Here is a 19,922-nt window from a genome sequence, read left to right as displayed (position 1 = left end):
ACTTGCTGTCATGACTTCCAATAGTTAGACTAAAAAGCTAACTTTAAAAGGTCGGTACATGCGCAAGCGGCTTTTTTTCGTCCTCTTATGCTTGTGCAGCCCGCAGAACGAAGGAAATCGGTTCGATGCCAAACAATTCTGTCAGCACTCGATTGGTTGTGGCAAAGACGTCAGCTTCGCAACTCTTTTTCGGACAAGAAATCGTCTGTCCTTTGCTGGAAAACGTATCCTGACGGCTGCCCTCTACGAAAATTACTTCTTGCGTTCCTTTTTGATAGATCAATCCTTCGTCTTCTTCTAATAATAAGCGAGTCTGCCACTGATTGATCTGGGCAATTGGCATCACCAATGCAGCAACATCCAAGTTTTCTAACGAAAAACTACGACCATCCGGCAGCTGCAGCGTGAAGGTATTGAGTTCATAAGGCAAGCAGGCATTGCACCCTCCTTCTGTGATGACTTGGTTCGTGAGAATTTCTGCATTCATTCTTTTTGACTCCTTTCATGATTCATTCATGTTTAGTTTATCACAAACCTATGGCGCACGGCGGAGCAATTATTCCGTCTTAAGTTGGATGTGTTTCTTTTTCTTTCTTGCTATGCTAGGGATAAGAAAAAAAGTCTAGGAGGAGTCACAATGAATACAGAAAGTTTATTAGGAAGAATCGTTACTGTCGTGGCAGTTTTAATCGCAGCATCCCTTGTTTTATCCGTTGTATTAGGCATTATTGGTGGGTTGATCGGATTGGTCTTCCGTTTCGGGATTCCTTTGCTGCTAGCTGTTTTGATCGTTCGCTGGTTAACATCGATTCGCCAAAAGCCAAGAAAATATTATCGTTAATTACAAGTAAATCAAAAACACCTGACTTTTGGAAAGTCAGGTGTTTTTTTATCGATCAGCCTAATGCTACATCTAAAACCATCATTAAGATAAAGCCTAGCATGACGCCAAAGACCGCAAAATGGCGGCGACTCGTCAAGGTTTGCTGCGCTTCTGGAATCAATTCTTCCACCACTACATAGATCATAGCACCCGCTGCAAAAGCCAACGCATACGGCAACACAGCGGACATACTCGTTACTAGCAAAGCTCCGATCACACCGGCGATCGGTTCTACGATCCCTGACGCTTGTCCGTACATAAAGGCTTTGGTTCGGCTTAACCCTTCTTGGCGCAAGGGGATCGAAACGGCTGCGCCTTCTGGAAAATTTTGGATCCCGATCCCGATCGCTACCGAAAGCGCCGCTAAGATCGCTGCTCGCGGATCATCGGCACTAGCCGCCGCCCCAAACGCTACCCCTACCGCCAAGCCTTCTGGGATATTATGCAGCGTGATGGAAAAGACCAGCAAGATCGTTCGCTTCAAATGACTGGGCAAACCTTCTGTTTCATGATTCGGACCAAAATGCATATGCGGGAGCGTCTTATCTGCTGCATATAGAAACAAACCACCCAAACCAAACCCGATGCTGACCACAAGCCACGGAATGTCGCCATTTTCTTCGGCTCGTGCGATCGCAGGATCTAATAACGACCAGAAACTAGCAGCGATCATCACGCCAGAGGCAAACCCCAGCATCGTATTCAGGACATTTTTATTGATTTCTTTGAAGAAAAAGACTAGCGCTGCCCCAAGCGCCGTCATACCATACGTAAAGATCGTCCCCGCCAACGCTTGCTGCCATGGCGACAATCCAACCAACCAATCCACCATTCGTCTGCTCCTTTGTCTAACTATTCTACCAATACTCTAGCATAGGAAGCCGTCAGGTTCTACTAGGAAGGCAGCAGCAGCCAAAATTTTTCTTTCACCAGCCCTAAGCCTTTCCTGATGAAATCCTCGGCTTTACTTGAAAGTTTCAACATTCATCGCTATAATGCTAGGAGACTCCATGTCAATTTATATAAAGTGAGGAAAAGAATTGATTACAGTAAGTGATGTAAGTTTGCATTTTTCAGACCGCAAACTGTTTGATGATGTTAATATTAAGTTTACGCCTGGTAATTGTTATGGTTTGATTGGTGCAAATGGTGCTGGTAAATCAACTTTTTTAAAAATTTTATCTGGTGAGATCCAACCTTCAACCGGGAATGTGTCTTTAGGTCCTGATGAACGGATGGCTGTCTTGAAGCAGAACCACTATGATTACGAAGAGTTTCCAGTGATCGAAACGGTCATCATGGGCCATAAACGTCTCTACGAAGTGATGAAAGAAAAAGACGCGATCTACATGAAGGAAGACTTTTCTGATGAAGATGGGATTCGTGCCGCCGAACTAGAAGGCGAATTTGCGGAACTTGATGGCTGGGAAGCAGAGCCCGAAGCAGCTGTTCTTTTGCAAGGCTTGAACATTCCCGATGAATTGCATCATGTCTTGATGAAAGATCTAACTGCTGGTCAACGGGTGAAAGTCTTACTGGCACAAGCCCTTTTCGGTAAGCCAGACGTCTTGCTCCTAGATGAGCCTACCAACGGATTGGATATCCAATCTATCAACTGGTTAGAAGAGTTTCTGATCAACTTTGACAACACCGTCATTGTTGTTTCCCATGACCGCCACTTCTTAAATAAAGTTTGTACCCATATGGCCGATCTAGACTTCGGCAAAATCAAATTGTTTGTCGGCAACTATGATTTCTGGTTGGAATCAAGCCAATTAGCTGCGAAATTACAATCCCAATCAAATGCCAAAAAAGAAGAGCAGATCAAAGAACTGCAAGACTTTATCGCACGCTTTAGTGCCAATGCATCAAAATCCAAACAAGCAACATCTCGGAAAAAAATGTTGGATAAAATCACTCTTGATGATATTCAACCTTCGTCTCGCCGTTACCCGTTTGTCGGTTTTAAACCAGAACGTGAAATCGGGAATGACTTGCTGCAAGTCGACAATGTCAGTGTGACGATCGACGGCAAAAAGATTTTAGACAATATCTCTTTCACCTTGAATAAAGACGACAAAGTCGCTTTTGTTGCCAATAGCGATATCACCACCACGACGCTATTCAAAGTCATCATGGGGGAAATCACTCCTGATACAGGTAGTGTTCGTTGGGGCGTGACCACGCAGCATGCCTACTTGCCAAAAGATACGACCAGCGAATTTGATACGGATACCCCGATCGTTGATTGGTTGCGTCAATACGCAAGCAAAGAAGAAGACGACAATACCTTCTTGCGCAGCTTCCTAGGTCGCATGTTATTCTCTGGTGACGAAGTATTAAAACCCGTCAATGTTCTTTCCGGGGGCGAAAAAGTTCGCTGCATGTTGTCGAAAATGATGCTTTCAAAAGCCAACGTATTGGTATTGGATGATCCAACCAATCACTTGGACTTAGAATCGATCACCGCATTAAACGATGGCTTGATGGCCTTCACCGGCTCATTGTTGTTTGCTTCTCATGACCACCAATTTATTCAAACCCTTGCGAACCGTATCATTGCGGTCTCTAGCAAAGGCGTGGTGGATCGTGCCGAAACGACCTACGATGAATTCTTAGAAAACAAAGATGTCCAAAAACGCGTAGCAGAAATGAATCAATAAGCTGCTTTTGAAAAAAAGAACGCTCCAGTTGCCCGCCACCAAGGCTGCAACTGGAGCGTTTCTTTTATTTTGTCTAGGTGCTTCGGGTATTTTTGGCAGGTTACGCTTGTTCTAAACGGGCTTTGCCGAATGAAAACAGCGCCAAGCAGCCGTAGCCGGTATGACTGGAGATCGTTGGACCTAATGGATAATGATGAATAATAATGTCAGGAACTTTTTCGGTCAAACGTTTGATGACTTTCTCCGCTGCTTCGGCATCGCCAGCATTGGCAAAATAAACCGTATTGGTTTTTGATTCGTGAAGATTGGCGATGGTTTGATCCACGATTTTTTGGATCGCTTTGTTGCGTCCCCGCACTCGATCAACGCTGCGTAATTTTCCCGCAGTATCGACGGTAATAATTGGTTTCACGTTCAGCAATCCGCCGATCGCTGCCGCCGTTTTAGAGATTCTGCCGCCGCGTTCCAATTGTTTTAAATCGTCGACGGTGACCCATGAATCTAAACGCAGTTTGTTTTCTTCTACCCATTGGCTGACTTCTAGCAACGAACGTCCTTGGGCTTTTTGTTGGGCTGCTTCAGCCACTAAGAAGCCTTCGCCTAAACTCGCAGAGCGCGTATCGATCAAGGTGATCGCAACTTCTTTGTATTCTTCTTTTAGTAAGGCTACGGCTTGGACGGCACTTTGGAATGAGCCGCTCATTCCTGAAGAAAAACCTAAATAAAGGACCGGTGTGCCCGCTTCGACATACGGCCGAAAATACTCCATATAACGTCCGACATTGATTTGAGAAGTTGTCGGCTGCGCATGTTCTTTTAGTTTTCCTAAAAACCATTCCGTATCAAATTCTTTGCCCATATCATCGATATATTCTTTGCCGTCTAATTCGATCAGCATCGGAATATACGCAACATCTAGCTCCGCTAATCTTGCTGCTGGTAAATCACAGCAGGAATCTGTCATGATTTGAAACATGGTTTCACCCCTCTCGTTACCCCCTATTATAGCAAAAAAAGAACAAGACAGAAGAAATTCTCATCAAAAGCAGCCAAACTTATCGTTGACTGCTTTTGACATAGGAAATCTTCGTCTTGTTCTGATGCTTTTACGTCAGATTAGATTTGCGCCCAAACACTTTCTAAAATGTTGGTTTGGCTGCGGTCTGGTCCTACCGAGAAGGTCGAAATGCGGACACCGACTAATTCAGAGATGCGGTGAACGTAATTGCGTGCATTTTCTGGCAGATCTGCCAATGTTTTGCAGCCAGTAATGTCTTCAGACCAGCCAGGAAGTTCTTCGTAGACTGGTTTGCAGCGGTTCAACTCTTTCAAGCTTGCTGGGTAATGATAGATCAATTCGCCATCTAGTTCATAAGCGGTACAGATCTTCACGGTTTCTAAGCCGCTCAAAACATCGATCGAGTTAAGGGATAGGTTCGTGATCCCTGAAACCCGTTTTGAATGGCGCATCACGACGGTATCAAACCAGCCCACACGGCGAGGACGTCCTGTCGTTGTTCCGTATTCACGACCGATCTTACGAATTTGTTCACCTGTTTCATCAAACAGTTCCGTTGGGAAAGGACCATCTCCTACCCGAGAGGTGTAAGCTTTGCAGACACCAACGACTTTGTTGATTTTTGAAGGGCCCACACCACTACCGATGGTGACACCTCCAGCAACGGGGTTGGATGATGTCACGAAAGGATAGGTTCCTTGGTCGATATCCAGCATCACGCCTTGTGCCCCTTCAAATAAAACTCGTTTGCCTTCATCTAAGGCATCGTTAAGGATCACCGAAGTATCCGTCACATATTTTTTGATTTGTTGGCCATATTCGTAATACTCTTCAAAAATGTCTTCAAAAGCGATTGGCTCTGCGTCAAACATTTTCACGAATTGACGATTTTTTTCTTCTAAGTTGATACGCAGACGTTCTTCAAAAATTTCTTTGTCTAAAAGATCAGCGATCCGAATGCCGACTCTGGCAGCTTTATCCATATAGGCTGGTCCAATCCCTTTGATCGTCGTACCGATCTTGTTGTCACCTTTGGCATCTTCTTGCAGCTGATCCAAATGGATATGGTAAGGTAAAATAACATGAGCACGATCAGAGATCTTTAAGTTTTCTGTTATTATATTGTTTTCTTTCAAGTATGCTAATTCTTTAACTAATGATTTCGGGTTCACAACGACCCCGTTTCCAATGACACTGATTTTATCTGCATAAAAGATCCCAGAAGGAATCAAATGCAGTTTATAGGTCACACCGTCAAATTTAATCGTATGGCCGGCATTGTCTCCACCTTGATAACGTGCAATGACTTCCGCGTTTTCACTCAAAAAGTCCGTAATCTTTCCTTTACCTTCATCGCCCCATTGTGTACCTACTACTACTACAGATGACATATAATGACCTCTTTCTTTAATTAGTGCATTCCTTAAGTATTGTAACAAGATTCGCAAGCTCTTTCAATCTAAAATCGAATAATCGTTTTAAATTCTCATTTTTCAGGGGTAAAAAACGAACTATTTTCTTCTCAATAATTATTTATACACGTAAAAACGAATAAAGTCAGCACATAAAAAAAGCCCTGCTGCCATCAGCGCAATGCAGACGGCAGCAGGAGCCTTGGTTTCTCACATCGTTGGTGTCTTACCCGAACTCTTCTCGCGGCGAGACCGAGGAGAACTTATTGTATTCTTTGATAAATAGAAGTTCGACGGTCCCCCGGGCACCACTCCGGTTTTTCTCGATAATGACTTCGATCACATTGTTGTTTTGTTGTTCTTCTGGTTCATCGTCATCGTCGCCTTCGCTGCGGTAGTAGTCATCTCGGTACAAGAAAGCAACGATATCGGCATCCTGCTCAATCGATCCTGATTCCCGAATATCACTTAAAACAGGACGCTTGTCTTGTCGTTGTTCCACACCCCGAGAAAGCTGAGACAGTGCGATCACTGGCACTTTTAATTCCTTCGCCAGTTTCTTTAATTGGCGAGAGATCTCAGAGACTTCTTGTTGGCGGTTTTCGCGACCCGTTCCTTCAATCAGCTGCAAGTAGTCGATCAAAATCAAGCCGAGATTACCTTTTTCTTGCGCCAGTTTCCGACAACGTGCCCGAATCTCAGAGATCTTGATCCCAGGGGTATCATCGATATAGATATTGGCGTTAGAAAGACTGCCCATGGCAACGATCAAATTCCGCCACTCTTCTTCTGAGAGCTGCCCCGTCCGCAAGTGACTGGCCTCAATCGAGCCTTCCGCACACAGCATCCGATTGACCAATGATTCAGCCCCCATTTCCAGACTAAAGATCGCTACGGAACGATCGGTTTTCGTTCCGACATTTTGCGCGATATTCAAGGCAAACGCGGTTTTCCCTACCGCGGGGCGGGCAGCGAGAATAATCAGCTCTTCTTTTTGCAGCCCCGCCGTCATTTTGTCTAAAGCCGCATAACCCGTAGGTAATCCGGTGATTTCTTCATTGTTTTGCGCCAACTGATCGATCGTTTCGATCGTCCGATTCAAGACTTCCGCTATCGATTGGAAGCCATTGCTATTGCGCTTTTCGGATACTTCTAAAATACTTTTTTCTGCTTGATCAATGATCGACTGCACATCTTCATCTTGTTCAAAGCCTTTGGTTACGATGCGGCTCGCTGTTTGGATCAGATTGCGTAACGTGGCTTTGTCGTCAACGATCTTCGCATAATAAGCAATACTTGCTGCTGATGGTGAAGCTTGACTCAATTCAGTCAGATACGTCAGGCCGCCAACATCTTCAAGACTGTTGCTTTTTTCAATTTCTGCTTTCAACGTAATCAAGTCGATCGATTCACTACGGTCGTTCAACTGGATCATTGCTTGAAAAATTATTTGATGGCTGCGGCGATAAAAATCTTTTGGGGCGATTACTTCCATTGCATCGATGATCGCATCGGCATCTAAAAAGACTGCCCCTAGGACCGCTTGTTCCGCTTCAATATCTTGTGGGGGAACTTGATTTTGCCAAACTTCATTCATGCCATTCGCTCCTTCGTCCATTCATTCTACAAGATTCCCATCCAAAGTACAAGATTGCTTGGACGTTTGCCGAAAAAAACCCCAACATGTGACTGTTGGGAGTAATGCTTATTCTTGGATGGTATGAACATTGATCGTTGCTGTTACTTGTGGGTGCAATTTTACAGGTACTTGCGTAAAGCCTAATGCACGGATCGGCTGATCCAATTCGATTTTGCGTTTGTCGATCTTGATTTTGTATTGCTTGTTCAAGGCATCTGCGATTTGTTTTGATGGGATCGAACCGAACAAGCGGCCATCTTCCCCTGCTTTGGCATTGATCTTCACAACGGTTTCTTCTTTTTCAAGAAGTGCTTTTAACTCTTTCGCTTCTGCTAAGACTTCTGCGTCTTGTTTTTCTTTGGCTTTTTGTTTGCCTTTTAATTCTGCCATGCTTTCATTGTTGGCAGGTTTGGCTAAGTTGTTTTTGATCAGAAAGTTTTGTGCGTAGCCATTAGGGACTTCCTTGATATCGCCTTTTTTGCCTTTGCCTTTGACATCTTGTAAGAAAATAACTTTCATCTTGGTCACTCCTTGTTATTGTTCATTTTTCGTTAATTCCGCTCGCAGCTGGTTTTCTACATCACCAATGCTGCTGTTCTTTATTTGCGTGGCTGCGTTGGTAAAATGTCCGCCGCCGCCTAATGCCTCCATCAAGGTTTGTACATTGACTTTACCAGTGCTTCTAGCACTGATACCGATCAAATCTCCTGGTTGTTTCGTAATGACAAATGCGGCATGGATCCCATTGATCGATAGCAGTGTATCGGCCGCTTTCGCAACGGTGACACTATCGTACACCCGATCTTCATCCGCTGCAGCAATCACGATATCTTCTCGGAAATGCTGGCTGCGAGAAACCAGTTCACTGATCATCAAATAGGAATCGAGATCTGTACTCAACATGTATTGAACCAATGACGTATCTGCGCCTTGGTTTTTCAAATAACCAGCAATATCAAAGGTCCGACCAGTGGTTCGCACCGTGAAGTTCTTCGTATCCACGTAGATGCCCGCTAATAAAGAAGTCGTAATAAATTTCGGGACTTGCGATCTGCGAGAAGCACGATACTGGATCAATTCTGCTACCAGTTCCGATGCCGAAGATGCGGAAGATTCAATATACGTCAATAGTGGCTTATCGGGAAACTCATCCCCGCGACGATGGTGATCGATCACTGCGATTTTGTCAAATTCATCATAGACCGCTTGCGAGATCGACATCGATGGCTTATGGTAATCTACCATCACTAGCACACTTTCTTCATTTGATAAATTAACTGCTTCTTCCCCAGTGATCACAAATCGTTCCAACTCGGGGTATTTTTTCAATTCTTCCAATGCCCGCTGAATGTCTGCGGTGATCTCTTTTGGATTTAAAATGATGTAGCATTCTTTGTCGCTCATCATTGCCATGTATGCCACCCCAAAAGCCGAACCTAAGGCATCCATGTCTGGGTAACGATGACCCATGATAAAGATCCGCTGGTTTTCAGCAAAAATCTTTCTCAACGCCGTACTCATGGCACGAGAACGAACACGCGTTCTCTTAGGTGTGCCGTCTGTATTGCCACCAAAGAATTGCGGTTTCGCTTCTTCTTTGGCTTCTTTTAAAACGACTTGATCACCGCCGCGAACTAACGCAATGTCGAGATTGTTTTGTGCCACTTCCCCGATCTCTTCAAAAGACTCTTCCCCATAGGAGATCCCCATACTGATCGTTAATGGCAGATCATTTTTCTCCGCAACTTGCCGTACTCTAGTCAAAAATTGGAATTTTTCTTCCTTCATCCGCTCAATATCTGAATACTTCGCGACGAAAAGAAACCGCTCGGAATTGATTCGTTTGTAAAAAACATGATTCTCACTTGCCCAATCAGAAATCAATGTCGTGATCAGCGAGTTCAAATAAGAAACTTGTTTGTCGTCTTTTTTCTCAATCAAATCATCGTAATTATCAATTGAAATCAACCCAATTGCTGCCATCTTTTTTACCCCTCAATGTATCATCCCATTTTTTTGAAGCTTTGTTCCTTATTTTACCACAAAACAATCAAATAGGCGATTGATGCAAAAAAGTTCCACGTGAAACTTTTTTGGTGAACCAACCAGGAAAAAATTTCTATCATTCGTTATTCTATCTATATATAAAATAACAAGTTACTCTTCGATGGATAAAAAAATTGACAAGCTTCAAAAGAAACTTGTCAATAAAAATCATTCGATTTATTCTTCGCCTACGAATGGAAGTAATCCCATGATACGCGCACGTTTGATTGCAATGGTAAGTTTGCGTTGGTTTTTCGCACCAGTACCAGTTACACGACGTGGTAAGATTTTACCACGTTCTGAAATGAAACGTTTTAGTAATTCAATATCTTTATAATCGATATGTTCAATATGGTTTGCAGCAATGTAGTCTACTTTACGACGTTTGCGTCCGCCTCTTCTTTGTTGTGCCATCCTATTTCCCTCCTATCAATTTCTTAGAATGGTAAATCATCGTCTGAAATGTCGATTGATGAGTTTCCGAATGGATCGGAGTTGTCTCGATCAAAATTAGGCATTCCTGATGGTTGAGAGGATTGAGTTTGATTTGAGTTATTGTTACCAAATCCAGAAGAACTGTTTGAGTTATACGTATTGTTACTGCCAGATCCGCTATCAGTTGTGCGTCTTTGCTCGGAAGCATTCCGCGACTCTAATAATTGGAAGTTGTCAGCAACGACTTCTGTTACATAAACACGTTGGCCTTGTTGGTTGTCGTATGAACGGGTTTGAATACGTCCAGTAACCCCTAATAAAGTTCCTTTGCGTGCATAGTTTGCTAATGTTTCCGCTGGTTTTCTCCAAATAACACAGTTGATGAAATCAGCTTCGCGCTCTCCACTTTGGTTGGTAAAATTGCGGTTTACCGCCAAGGTAAAGGTTGCGACACCAGTGCCATTAGAAGTGTAACGTAAATCAGGATCTTTGGTTAGTCTTCCTACTAGTACAACATTATTAATCAAAGTTCATCATCTCCTCATCGCTTTTGTTTCATGTGAAACAATATTATGCTTCTTCTTTGACAATCATGTGACGGATAATGTCATCATTGATTTTCGCAAGACGGTCAAACTCGTTGATTGCACTTGCAGTTGTTGAAGAAGAAACTTTAACGATGTGATAGATACCCTCACGGAATCCATCCATTTCATACGCTAGACGGCGTTTTTGCCAATCTTTTGATTCGATAACTTCAGCGCCGTTATCAGTTAAGATTGAGTCAAAACGAGCGATCAATGCGGCTTTTGCTTCTTCATCAATGTTTGGACGAATGATATATAAAATCTCATATTTCGTGTTTTCCATTGATTTTTCACCTCCCTGTGGACTTTGGCCCCTAGTTTTCTAGGAGCAGAGAGAGTGGTCTAATTAGACTACTCACAAATAATTATTATACACTTTTTTCGTCCTTACTGCAAGCTGTTTTTTTGCGTCCCTGCATCTACCCATCACCGCAAACAATCGCTTACACTGATAAATACGTCAGCTGCTGCCGATTTTTTGAAAAAGAGTAAGAAGACAGCAAGCTGCAGGTTCGCAGCTTGCTGTCTTCCTAGAAAACGTATTGCTTATTCTTGTGTATCCGTGGTGTCTTCCGTTGCTTCTTCCACAACTGGTACGTCTTGTACCGCTGTTTCTTCAGCAGTCGCTAGTTCTTCTTCGACTTCTGGTTCAACCGTTGCCATCGTCACTACTTTGGCATTGTTTTCCATCTTCATCAAACGAACCCCTAAGGTTGCCCGACCAGTTTGGGAAACAGTCGCTACATTGAAACGAATCAAGACGCCTTTATCGGTGATCACCATGATGTCTTCCTCACCGCTGACCGTCGTCAAGCCGGCTAATGGACCATTTTTCGCCGTAATGTTGGCTGTTTTGATCCCTTTTCCGCCCCGACCTTTGATTGGGTATTCAGAGCCTTTGGTACGCTTGCCATAGCCGTTCTCAGTGATGACCAAGACTTCACTGTCTTCTGTGATCACTGCAGCGCCTACCACGTAGTCTCCGTCTCTTAGACGAATGCCTCGCACACCAGCAGCTGTTCGGCCCATATCCCGCACAAGGGCTTCTTTGAAGGTCACAGAGTAGCCATCGTGGGTTCCGATGATCACGACATCTTCGCCGTGGGTTTCAATTACATTGACCAACTCATCATTTTCCCGAAGACCGATCGCAATCAGACCATTGGCACGGATATTTGAAAAGGCCGTCACTGAGGTCCGTTTGACCACACCTAGACGCGTCGTGAAGAACAAGTAGCGTCCTTCTTGAGGCCCACCAGAAGCCGAAATGATCGCTTCGATCCGTTCGCTAGAATCGATCCCTAGGAGATTGATCACAGGGATCCCTTTGGCTGCCCGACCATACTCAGGAATTTCATAGCCTTTGGCTTTATAAACTTTCCCTTTATTGGTGAAGAACAGTAATGTGTCATGAGTCGAACAAGAAACCAACGTCTTCACGAAGTCTTCATCGTGGATCCCCATTCCTTGAACGCCACGTCCGCCGCGGCGTTGTGCACGGAATTCAGACTTAGCTACTCGTTTGATGTACCCATTGTTCGTCAAGGTAATGACGATTTCTTCTTCTTCGATCAAATCTTCATCTTCAAGACTTAAGACTTCCCCAACCAATAATTCAGTCCGGCGATCATCGCCAAAGCGTTGGCCTAATTCTTGCAACTCCGTTTGGATGATCTCTAGGACCCGTTGTGGATTTGCTAAAATGTCTGTCAAATCAGCGATAAATTCTAACAAGCCTTGGTACTCGTTTTCGATCTTGTCGCGTTCCAAACCAGTCAAGCGACGCAAACGCATATCTAAAATCGCTTGCGCTTGGCGATCGGACAATTTGAAGCGCTCCATCATGCTATTTTTTGCTTCATCATCAGAATTTGAGGCCCGGATCAAAGCAATGATCTCATCGATATGATCCAATGCGATCCGTAACCCTTCCAAGATGTGGGCACGAGCTTCTGCTTTGTTTTTATCAAACTGTGTCCGACGAGTCACCACTTCTTGTTGGTGCTCGATGTAGTTTTCTAAAATTCGTTTCAAGCTCAAAATCTTCGGCACGCCTTTTTCAATGGCTAACATATTAAAGCCAAAAGAAGATTGCAGTGCTGTCATTTTGTAGAGATTATTTAAGATCACCGACGCACTGACGTCGCGACGAACGTCGATCACGATCCGCATGCCTTCACGAGACGATTCATCCCGCAGATCGGTGATTCCTTCGATCCGTTTGTCACGGTGCAGCTCAGAGATCCGTTCGATCAACTTCGCTTTATTGACCATATATGGCAATTCAGTCACTAAGATCCGTTCTTTGCCGTTGGGCATTTCAGTCACTTCGACTTTTCCGCGAACAGTGATCGACCCTTTCCCTGTTTCATAGGCACGGCGAATACCGGATTTTCCCATCACGATCCCGCCAGTTGGGAAGTCTGGTCCTGGTAGGACTTCCATCAATTCACTCGTTGTGACTTCTGGATTTTCCATCAATAGATCGATGGCTGCAATGACTTCATTCAAGTTATGAGGCGGGATATTGGTCGCCATCCCAACAGCGATCCCAGTCGTCCCGTTGACCAAAAGGTTCGGGAAGCGGGCAGGTAATACCGCTGGTTCTCGTTCTGTATCATCATAGTTGCTTTGGAAATCAACGGTATCTTTGTTGATGTCCCGCAGCATCTCCATCGCCAGTTTACTCATGCGGGCTTCGGTATACCGCATCGCAGCGGCACCGTCACCATCGACTGAACCAAAGTTTCCGTGGCCATCGACTAGCATGTAGCGATAGCTAAAGGGCTGTGCCATCCGCACCATTGATTCATAGATCGCACTGTCCCCATGGGGATGGTATTTCCCCATGACATCGCCGACGATCCGGGCTGATTTTTTATGGGGCTTGTCTGGTGTGACCCCTAATTCATTCATTCCATATAAAATTCGGCGGTGAACCGGCTTTAAGCCATCCCGCACATCTGGTAAAGCCCTAGCAACAATTACACTCATTGCATAATCGATAAAGGACTCGCGCATTTCACTGGTCAGATTGACGTCATGAATATTTTGTTTTGCTTCTTCACTCAAGCTGTTTCCTCCTCTACGATTGGCTAGATGTCAAGATTTTTCACGTAGTGCGCGTTTTCTTCGATAAAGGCCCGTCTTGGTTCGACGCGATCCCCCATCAGCATTTCAAAAATTTGATCGGCTTCTATGGCATCATCTACGCTGACCCGCAGCATCATCCGGTTTTCAGGGTCCATCGTGGTTTCCCATAACTGGTGGTCATCCATTTCCCCTAGACCTTTGTAGCGTTGAACCGTTGGTTTTGGTGTCGCAGGCAGTGATTCAATCGTATTTTTCAAATCTTGTTCGGCATTCTTGCCGGGTTGGATATAGTGGATATTTTTCCCTTGTTTGACACCGTACAATGGCGGTTGTGCGATATAGACATAACCAGCTTCAACGATTGGACGCATATAACGATAGAACAGCGTCAAAAGCAGGGTCCGAATATGGGCACCATCGACATCGGCATCGGTCATGATAACTAGCTTGTGGTAACGGGCTTTTGCTACATCAAAATCAGCACCAAACCCAGTTCCCATTGCCGTAAACAATGAACGGATCTCTTCGTTTGCTAAGATTTTGTCCATGCTGGCTTTTTCGACATTTAAAATTTTCCCACGGATCGGTAAGATCGCTTGGAATTCGCGACTGCGGCCTTGTTTTGCTGAACCGCCGGCAGAATCTCCTTCGACGATAAACAATTCGCATTTTTCTGGATCATTACTGGAACAGTCGGCTAATTTCCCAGGTAAGTTACTGATTTCTAACGCACCTTTTCGGCGAGTCATTTCTCGGGCACGTTTGGCTGCTTGACGGGCTTTTGATGCCAAAAGTCCTTTTTCCACGACTTGACGACCCACATTCGGGTTTTCCATCAAGAATTTCGTGAAATGTTCGGAAAAGAGACGATCAGTGACTGTCCGCACTTCCGAATTTCCTAATTTGGTTTTCGTTTGTCCCTCAAACTGAGGATCTGGATGCTTGATAGAGATAACTGCCGTCAATCCTTCCCGAACATCTTCTCCGGTCAGGTTTTCGTCGTTTTCTTTCATCAATTTTGACTTGCGGGCGTAATCATTGATCACCCGTGTCAAGGCAGTCTTAAACCCGAATTCATGGGTTCCGCCTTCATAGGTATGGATGTTGTTGGCAAAACTCAACAGGTTGCTGTGGTAGCTATCGGTATATTGCATGGAAACTTCAACCGTGATTCCTTGTTGTTCTCCTTCTAAGTAGATCGGATCTGGGAAAATCACTGTCTTACTTGCATTCAAATGCTCCACATAGCTCTTGATCCCGCCGTCGTAATGATATTCTTTCAAGACGGGTTTTTCTTCCCGTTTGTCTTCGATCGAGATTTTTAAGCCACGGTTCAAGAAGGCTAATTCCCGAACCCGTGTCGCTAATTTATCAAAATTGAATACGGTTGTTTCCGTAAAGATCTCTGGATCTGGAACAAAGTGGACGGTCGTTCCGTGGCGGTCGGTTTCATCGATCACTTTCAAGTCATCAACGACTGCCCCACGATGGTATTCTTGATAATACACTTTGCCTTCTTTATAGACTTTTACGTCTAAAGTCGTGGATAACGCATTAACGACGGAGGAACCTACCCCGTGCAGTCCACCAGATACTTTGTAGCCGCCACCGCCGAATTTCCCGCCGGCATGCAGGATCGTAAAGACGGTTTCTACCGCTGGACGGCCTGTTTTGGCTTGGATATCAACGGGGATCCCCCGACCGTCATCGACGACCGTAATACTATTATCTGGTTCAATGATCACTTGAATACTTGAGGCAAAGCCTGCTAGTGCTTCATCGATCGAGTTATCGACGATTTCCCATACTAAGTGGTGCAAACCTTCTGAACTGGTAGAACCAATATACATCCCAGGTCGTTTGCGGACGGCTTCTAGTCCTTCCAACACTTGGATCTGACTGGCATCATAGGCTTTTGCACGTTCAACTAAGCTTTTTTCTTCTTCTGTCATTCAGTCTATTCTCCTTTAATATGTCCTTGCTCTACATAAAAAATCTCTGCTTCCACAGACATTTTGTCTTTCACATGTTCTAATGTCGTCGTTGTCAGAAAGGTCTGAACTTTTCCTTCAATGGTCTCCAATAAATGCAGTTGTCGGGAATCATCCAGCTCACTCATAACGTCATCTAATAAAAGGACGGGATATTCCCCCGTTTCTTCTTTCATCAAATCGATTTCTGCCAATTTAACACTTAAGGCGGTCGTTCGCTGCTGTCCTTGCGAACCAAAAGTCTGAACATTTTTCTCATTGATCAAAAAATCCAGATCGTCTCGATGGGGACCTGCCAACGTGACTTGCCGAAATCGTTCACGGTCTTTGACTAGTGCCAAGGCTTTGACAAATTGCTGTTGGATCTCCTCCAGCGTACTCGCCTCACCAGGCACATTCGATAAGTAGTCGATCTGCAAGGTTTCTTTTCCTTGGCTGATCTTTTGGTGCAGCTGATTTGCCCAATACGCCAAGCGCTGAACAAATCGTTGTCTGGCTAAAATGATTTTACTGCCGAAAGCCACCAGCTGTTCCGTCAAAACATCTAAATAGATCTCATCGGTCTGTTTTTTTTCATTCAGCTGTTTTAAGTATTGATTGCGCTGTTTCAAAACGGATTGGTATTGAACGAGATCATAAAGATAGATTGGATCGATCTGCCCTATTTCCATATCGAGAAATTTGCGGCGGACTTGGGGACTTCCTTTTACAAGGGAGAGGTCTTCTGGAGCAAATAAAATGACATTCAACTGCCCTATGTAACTACTGAGCTTTTTTTGCTCAATGTGGTTTACTTTCGTTTTTCGTCCTTTTTTTGACAAAAACAGTTCTAACGGGATCGTTGAGCGCCCCCGACTGACACTGCCAGAGATCCGCGCCCCTTCTGTGTCCCAGCGGATAAGCTCTTGCTCGCTGGAGGTGCGGTGGCTTTTGGTCATCGCCAATACATAGATGCTTTCTAAAATATTGGTTTTTCCTTGCGCGTTTTCGCCTAAAAAAATGACCAGACCTTTCTCAAAAGTCAGTGTCAGCGAATCATAGTTCCGATAATTGCTTAAATGCAACTCATTCAGGCGCATCGGCGTCTTCCTTCTTCACCATAAAAAAAGTACCTTCATCAGGTAGCTCAACACGCATTCCCGCATACAATTTGCGCCCTCGTCGATTTTCTGGCTCGCCGTCGACAAAAACGGTGTGCTCTGCAAGGTACCATTTCGCTTGGCCGCCGCTGCTGATCACACTGACTTCTTTGAGCATTTGTCCAAGTGTCATGTATTCCGTTTCTAACGGTATTTGCATTTTCATAATTCCCCTCAATTCTATCAAAGAGCGTTTAGCTCTATTATACTCTTTTTTTGCCAAGAAAACAAATTCATCGGCATATTTTTCATTCTCAGAAGACTTACTGCTTTTAGACAAAAAAGAAGCCAAAATAGAAAAAAGGGCTTAAAAACGATTTTAAGCCCTTTTAACTCATTTATTCATTTTCAGAAGATTGTTTCAACTTTTTTCAAAAGACATGAAAAACTAGTTGGTTCGCACCGGTGTGATCAGCTGGATAAAGCTGCCTTTGCTCTCTGTCGGCTCCAATGTAAAGGGACGGATCGCTGAGATAAAGCGGATCACAATGCTGGTGTCACCAAATGCTCGGAGTGCTGCTTTCATATAGTCAGGATTGAAAGAGATCTCTAATGGGTCGCCGGTCACTTTTTCAAAAGAAAGATCTTCTTCGACTTTCCCGATTTCTGGTGAGTTTCCATATAAGACAACGGCTTCTTCGGAGATCGCCAAACGAACGATGTTGTTACGGCCTTCATGAGAAAGCAATGACGCCCGTTCGATGGCTTGTAACAATTCTGGGACAGAAAATTCAATCTCAGTATTGAAGCTTGAAGGAATCAGACGGTTGGTATCTGGGTAAGTTCCTTCCAATAAACGAGAATAGAATTTCATGGTTTTCGTTTGGAACAATACTTGGTTATCCATAATGCTGATTTGGATCGCTTCTTCTTCATCTGTTAAGGAACGAGAAAGTTCCGTTAAGCTTTTGCCAGGAATCACGATGTTGAAGGCTGTTTCTCCGCTTTCCAATGGAATCACCCGTTGGCTCAAACGGTGTGAGTCCGTCGCAACAGCTAATAATTTTTGATTTTCTAAGACAAAGTGGACCCCAGTCAAGATCGGACGGCTTTCGTGTTGCGAAACCGCAAAGACTGTTTCACTAACGACCTTATTCAATACGTGCGCTGGAATCTCGATCGAATCTTGACTTTCGACAACTGGTAAATGTGGATAACTATCGGCATCCAAGCCGTTGACGGTAAAGTTGGCTTTTCCAGAAGTGATCGCTACTTGATTATTGTCTAAAACTTCTAACGTTAAGGTACTTTCAGGCAAACGACGAACAATTTCGCTGAAGAAACGTGCTTGTAAAACGATCGCTCCTGTTTTTTCGATTTGCATTTGCGCTTTTTCGTTTTCCACACTTAAAAAAGTTTCAATGGAAATATCGGCGTTGCTCCCCGTCATGGTCAATCCTTTTTCGGAAAGGGATAATTTTACTCCAGTTAAGATCGGGATGGTGGTTTTGGTTGAAATCGCCCGTTGGACAGTTTGTAATTCTTGCATGAACTCTGTTCGGTTTAAAGTTAGCTTCATAGCGATACTCCTTTAATTTATAGTTATTAAATAAAAGTAATAGTAGTAATAGGCTTGTTAGTAATGTGGATAACTTGAGAAAAGAGTGATTAGACTAACGAAAATGCCTGTGAATAACTTGTGGACAACTTTTTTGGTTCTTCTTTTCTTATCCACAGATCAGCTGAAGAGGATTTGTTTGATTTCAGCGATCTCATTTTTGATCGTGGGATCTGTTTCGACTAAATGCTGAATTTTTTCATGGGCATGAATGACCGTTGTATGGTCTTTGCCGCCAAATTCGCCGCCGATTTTTGGTAAAGAACTATCGGTCAATTCTCGAGAGAGATACATCGCGATCTGCCGTGGAACCACGATGCCTTTGACCCGTTTTTTCCCTTTTAGATCATTGACATGAATGTGATAGTATTTTGCGACTTCTTCTTGGATCTGCAAAATCGAAACTTGGGTCGAGCCATGGCTTGATTTCAAGGCTTTAATGGCTTCAGCTGCTAAGCTCGTTGTAATGTCTGAGTTTTGCATCGTAGCAAAAGCTTGCACCCGCACGAGTGCTCCTTCAAGTTCTCGGATATTCGAATCGATCTGCCCAGCGATATAACTTAATGTATCGTCGGGGATCTCCAAGCGTTCGGCTTCGGCTTTTTTCCGCAAAATCGCAGTCCGCGTCTCTAGATCCGGCGGGGTGATATCAACGGATAAGCCCCAAGCAAAACGGGAAACCAAACGTTCCGGCAAAGTCGGGATCTCATTTGGCAAACGATCACTTGTCAAGACGATCTGTTTATTATTGCGATACAGTTCTTCGAAGGTATTAAAGAATTCTTCTTGGGTTCCTTCTTTATTGACTAAGAATTGAATATCATCCACCAGCAAAAGATCAACATTGCGGTATTCGTTTCGAAAATCTTCCATTTTGTTCTTTTGAATAGAAGTAATGAAATCATTGGTGAAATTTTCACTACTAACGTACTTGATTTTGGCATTGGGACGTTTCAGCAACATTTGATGACCGATCGCGTGCATCAAGTGGGTTTTCCCTAAACCAACACCACCATAGAAGAACAGCGGATTATAAATAGACCCAGGATCTTCTGCAACAACTAAAGCAGCAGCGTGGGCCATCTGATTGCCTTTCCCGATGACAAAGGTATCAAATGTGTATTTTTCATTTAAGATCGATTTCGGCGGCCGCTCGTTTTCTTCTGCAGCTGTTTGAATAGTAGAAGGGGCTGTTTTTAAAGCTTCTGCTTCTTCGACAGTCACAAAACTAGGAATCAATTCTTCACCAGTTTTCATAAATCCCATTTCAACAATTTTGGCAGCTAGATTTTTTTCCCAATAAGATTTATGAAGATCGCTGGGTACTTCGATCAGCAGCTGATTTTTTTCAAACGACAAGACATTGGCAGTCTCGATCCAAGCACTATAACTGGCCGGATTCAGCTCTTCTTTAAAGGAACGTTGAAGATCTTGCCAAATAGAATCAGCAGATGGCAT

General features: G+C 44.0%; 18 protein-coding genes. 2 read left to right on the top strand and 16 right to left on the bottom strand.

Features of this window, described 5'->3' with window-relative positions:
* Nucleotides 1-85 precede the first annotated feature (85 nt).
* Nucleotides 86-487: a DUF4809 family protein gene (locus QN079_RS00090; RefSeq protein ID WP_289230174.1), complete on the bottom strand. Its 402-nt coding sequence runs from the start codon at nucleotides 485-487 to the stop codon at nucleotides 86-88.
* 150 nt (nucleotides 488-637) lie between these two features.
* On the opposite strand from QN079_RS00090, the gene QN079_RS00085 reads away from it, so the two are divergent.
* Nucleotides 638-841, top strand: a complete 204-nt coding sequence (locus tag QN079_RS00085; RefSeq protein WP_010748476.1) for a hypothetical protein — start codon at nucleotides 638-640, stop codon at nucleotides 839-841.
* A 55-nt stretch (nucleotides 842-896) separates the two neighbouring features.
* On the opposite strand, the gene QN079_RS00080 is transcribed toward QN079_RS00085, so the two are convergent.
* A complete protein-coding gene (locus QN079_RS00080; protein ID WP_005232914.1) occupies nucleotides 897-1,715 on the bottom strand; it encodes a ZIP family metal transporter in 819 nt (272 codons plus the stop codon).
* Nucleotides 1,716-1,923: 208 nt separating this feature from the next.
* Here QN079_RS00080 and QN079_RS00075 point away from each other — a divergent pair, with 208 nt between their 5' ends.
* The gene (locus QN079_RS00075) at nucleotides 1,924-3,546 is read left to right on the top strand and encodes an ABC-F family ATP-binding cassette domain-containing protein (protein ID WP_005226380.1); all 1,623 of its coding nucleotides are present in this window, start codon (nucleotides 1,924-1,926) and stop codon (nucleotides 3,544-3,546) included.
* A 100-nt stretch (nucleotides 3,547-3,646) separates the two neighbouring features.
* Here the strand turns inward: QN079_RS00075 and QN079_RS00070 are convergent, their stop codons facing one another.
* The 14 genes from QN079_RS00070 to dnaA form a co-directional block, all read right to left on the bottom strand.
* Complete coding sequence (locus QN079_RS00070; RefSeq protein ID WP_016611673.1) at nucleotides 3,647-4,522, bottom strand: DegV family protein; 876 nt, start codon at nucleotides 4,520-4,522, stop codon at nucleotides 3,647-3,649.
* A 140-nt stretch (nucleotides 4,523-4,662) separates the two neighbouring features.
* Nucleotides 4,663-5,955, bottom strand: coding sequence for an adenylosuccinate synthase (locus tag QN079_RS00065; protein WP_005232916.1), 1,293 nt, complete (start codon nucleotides 5,953-5,955; stop codon nucleotides 4,663-4,665).
* 247 nt (nucleotides 5,956-6,202) lie between these two features.
* Nucleotides 6,203-7,573: a replicative DNA helicase gene (gene dnaB, locus QN079_RS00060; protein WP_289230173.1), complete on the bottom strand. Its 1,371-nt coding sequence runs from the start codon at nucleotides 7,571-7,573 to the stop codon at nucleotides 6,203-6,205.
* Nucleotides 7,574-7,681: 108 nt separating this feature from the next.
* On the bottom strand, nucleotides 7,682-8,134 hold the full coding sequence (rplI, locus tag QN079_RS00055) for a 50S ribosomal protein L9 (RefSeq protein ID WP_005226371.1): 453 nt from the start codon (nucleotides 8,132-8,134) through the stop codon (nucleotides 7,682-7,684).
* Between the two features lie 15 nt (nucleotides 8,135-8,149).
* The gene (locus QN079_RS00050) at nucleotides 8,150-9,598 is read right to left on the bottom strand and encodes a GGDEF domain-containing protein (protein ID WP_015508681.1); all 1,449 of its coding nucleotides are present in this window, start codon (nucleotides 9,596-9,598) and stop codon (nucleotides 8,150-8,152) included.
* 240 nt (nucleotides 9,599-9,838) lie between these two features.
* Nucleotides 9,839-10,075, bottom strand: coding sequence for a 30S ribosomal protein S18 (gene rpsR / locus QN079_RS00045; RefSeq protein WP_005226367.1), 237 nt, complete (start codon nucleotides 10,073-10,075; stop codon nucleotides 9,839-9,841).
* A gap of 23 nt (nucleotides 10,076-10,098) precedes the next feature.
* Complete coding sequence (gene ssb, locus QN079_RS00040) at nucleotides 10,099-10,623, bottom strand: single-stranded DNA-binding protein (RefSeq protein WP_005226365.1); 525 nt, start codon at nucleotides 10,621-10,623, stop codon at nucleotides 10,099-10,101.
* A 43-nt stretch (nucleotides 10,624-10,666) separates the two neighbouring features.
* The gene (gene rpsF, locus QN079_RS00035; protein ID WP_005226363.1) at nucleotides 10,667-10,966 is read right to left on the bottom strand and encodes a 30S ribosomal protein S6; all 300 of its coding nucleotides are present in this window, start codon (nucleotides 10,964-10,966) and stop codon (nucleotides 10,667-10,669) included.
* A 263-nt stretch (nucleotides 10,967-11,229) separates the two neighbouring features.
* Complete coding sequence (gyrA, locus tag QN079_RS00030) at nucleotides 11,230-13,755, bottom strand: DNA gyrase subunit A (RefSeq protein WP_010748472.1); 2,526 nt, start codon at nucleotides 13,753-13,755, stop codon at nucleotides 11,230-11,232.
* A gap of 23 nt (nucleotides 13,756-13,778) precedes the next feature.
* Complete coding sequence (gene gyrB, locus QN079_RS00025) at nucleotides 13,779-15,728, bottom strand: DNA topoisomerase (ATP-hydrolyzing) subunit B (RefSeq protein ID WP_005226359.1); 1,950 nt, start codon at nucleotides 15,726-15,728, stop codon at nucleotides 13,779-13,781.
* A 5-nt stretch (nucleotides 15,729-15,733) separates the two neighbouring features.
* Complete coding sequence (gene recF, locus QN079_RS00020; protein WP_010748471.1) at nucleotides 15,734-16,846, bottom strand: DNA replication/repair protein RecF; 1,113 nt, start codon at nucleotides 16,844-16,846, stop codon at nucleotides 15,734-15,736.
* Nucleotides 16,833-17,072, bottom strand: coding sequence for a S4 domain-containing protein YaaA (gene yaaA / locus QN079_RS00015; RefSeq protein WP_015508677.1), 240 nt, complete (start codon nucleotides 17,070-17,072; stop codon nucleotides 16,833-16,835). Before yaaA ends, recF begins: the two co-directional genes overlap by 14 nt.
* A gap of 222 nt (nucleotides 17,073-17,294) precedes the next feature.
* Nucleotides 17,295-18,425: a DNA polymerase III subunit beta gene (dnaN, locus tag QN079_RS00010; RefSeq protein WP_005226354.1), complete on the bottom strand. Its 1,131-nt coding sequence runs from the start codon at nucleotides 18,423-18,425 to the stop codon at nucleotides 17,295-17,297.
* Between the two features lie 159 nt (nucleotides 18,426-18,584).
* A complete protein-coding gene (gene dnaA, locus QN079_RS00005) occupies nucleotides 18,585-19,922 on the bottom strand; it encodes a chromosomal replication initiator protein DnaA (RefSeq protein ID WP_015508676.1) in 1,338 nt (445 codons plus the stop codon).

The sequence above is a fragment of the Enterococcus sp. FZMF genome, assembly GCF_030263915.1.
GTDB lineage: Bacteria > Bacillota > Bacilli > Lactobacillales > Enterococcaceae > Enterococcus_D > Enterococcus_D casseliflavus.
This window is presented reverse-complemented; position numbering and strand designations above follow the sequence as displayed.

What these genes read in the sequence shown, in the direction of transcription:
- yaaA (WP_015508677.1), bottom strand. Translation starts at nt 17,072, where the DNA reads ATGAAAATGCAAATACCGTTAGAAACGGAATACATGACACTTGGACAA.
- rpsF (WP_005226363.1), bottom strand. Translation starts at nt 10,966, where the DNA reads ATGGAAAACACGAAATATGAGATTTTATATATCATTCGTCCAAACATT.
- rplI (WP_005226371.1), bottom strand. Translation starts at nt 8,134, where the DNA reads ATGAAAGTTATTTTCTTACAAGATGTCAAAGGCAAAGGCAAAAAAGGC.
- QN079_RS00050 (WP_015508681.1), bottom strand. Translation starts at nt 9,598, where the DNA reads ATGGCAGCAATTGGGTTGATTTCAATTGATAATTACGATGATTTGATT.
- dnaN (WP_005226354.1), bottom strand. Translation starts at nt 18,425, where the DNA reads ATGAAGCTAACTTTAAACCGAACAGAGTTCATGCAAGAATTACAAACT.
- QN079_RS00080 (WP_005232914.1), bottom strand. Translation starts at nt 1,715, where the DNA reads ATGGTGGATTGGTTGGTTGGATTGTCGCCATGGCAGCAAGCGTTGGCG.
- dnaA (WP_015508676.1), bottom strand. Translation starts at nt 19,922, where the DNA reads ATGCCATCTGCTGATTCTATTTGGCAAGATCTTCAACGTTCCTTTAAA.
- QN079_RS00070 (WP_016611673.1), bottom strand. Translation starts at nt 4,522, where the DNA reads ATGTTTCAAATCATGACAGATTCCTGCTGTGATTTACCAGCAGCAAGA.
- dnaB (WP_289230173.1), bottom strand. Translation starts at nt 7,573, where the DNA reads ATGAATGAAGTTTGGCAAAATCAAGTTCCCCCACAAGATATTGAAGCG.
- rpsR (WP_005226367.1), bottom strand. Translation starts at nt 10,075, where the DNA reads ATGGCACAACAAAGAAGAGGCGGACGCAAACGTCGTAAAGTAGACTAC.
- QN079_RS00065 (WP_005232916.1), bottom strand. Translation starts at nt 5,955, where the DNA reads ATGTCATCTGTAGTAGTAGTAGGTACACAATGGGGCGATGAAGGTAAA.
- QN079_RS00090 (WP_289230174.1), bottom strand. Translation starts at nt 487, where the DNA reads ATGAATGCAGAAATTCTCACGAACCAAGTCATCACAGAAGGAGGGTGC.
- QN079_RS00085 (WP_010748476.1), top strand. Translation starts at nt 638, where the DNA reads ATGAATACAGAAAGTTTATTAGGAAGAATCGTTACTGTCGTGGCAGTT.
- recF (WP_010748471.1), bottom strand. Translation starts at nt 16,846, where the DNA reads ATGCGCCTGAATGAGTTGCATTTAAGCAATTATCGGAACTATGATTCG.
- gyrB (WP_005226359.1), bottom strand. Translation starts at nt 15,728, where the DNA reads ATGACAGAAGAAGAAAAAAGCTTAGTTGAACGTGCAAAAGCCTATGAT.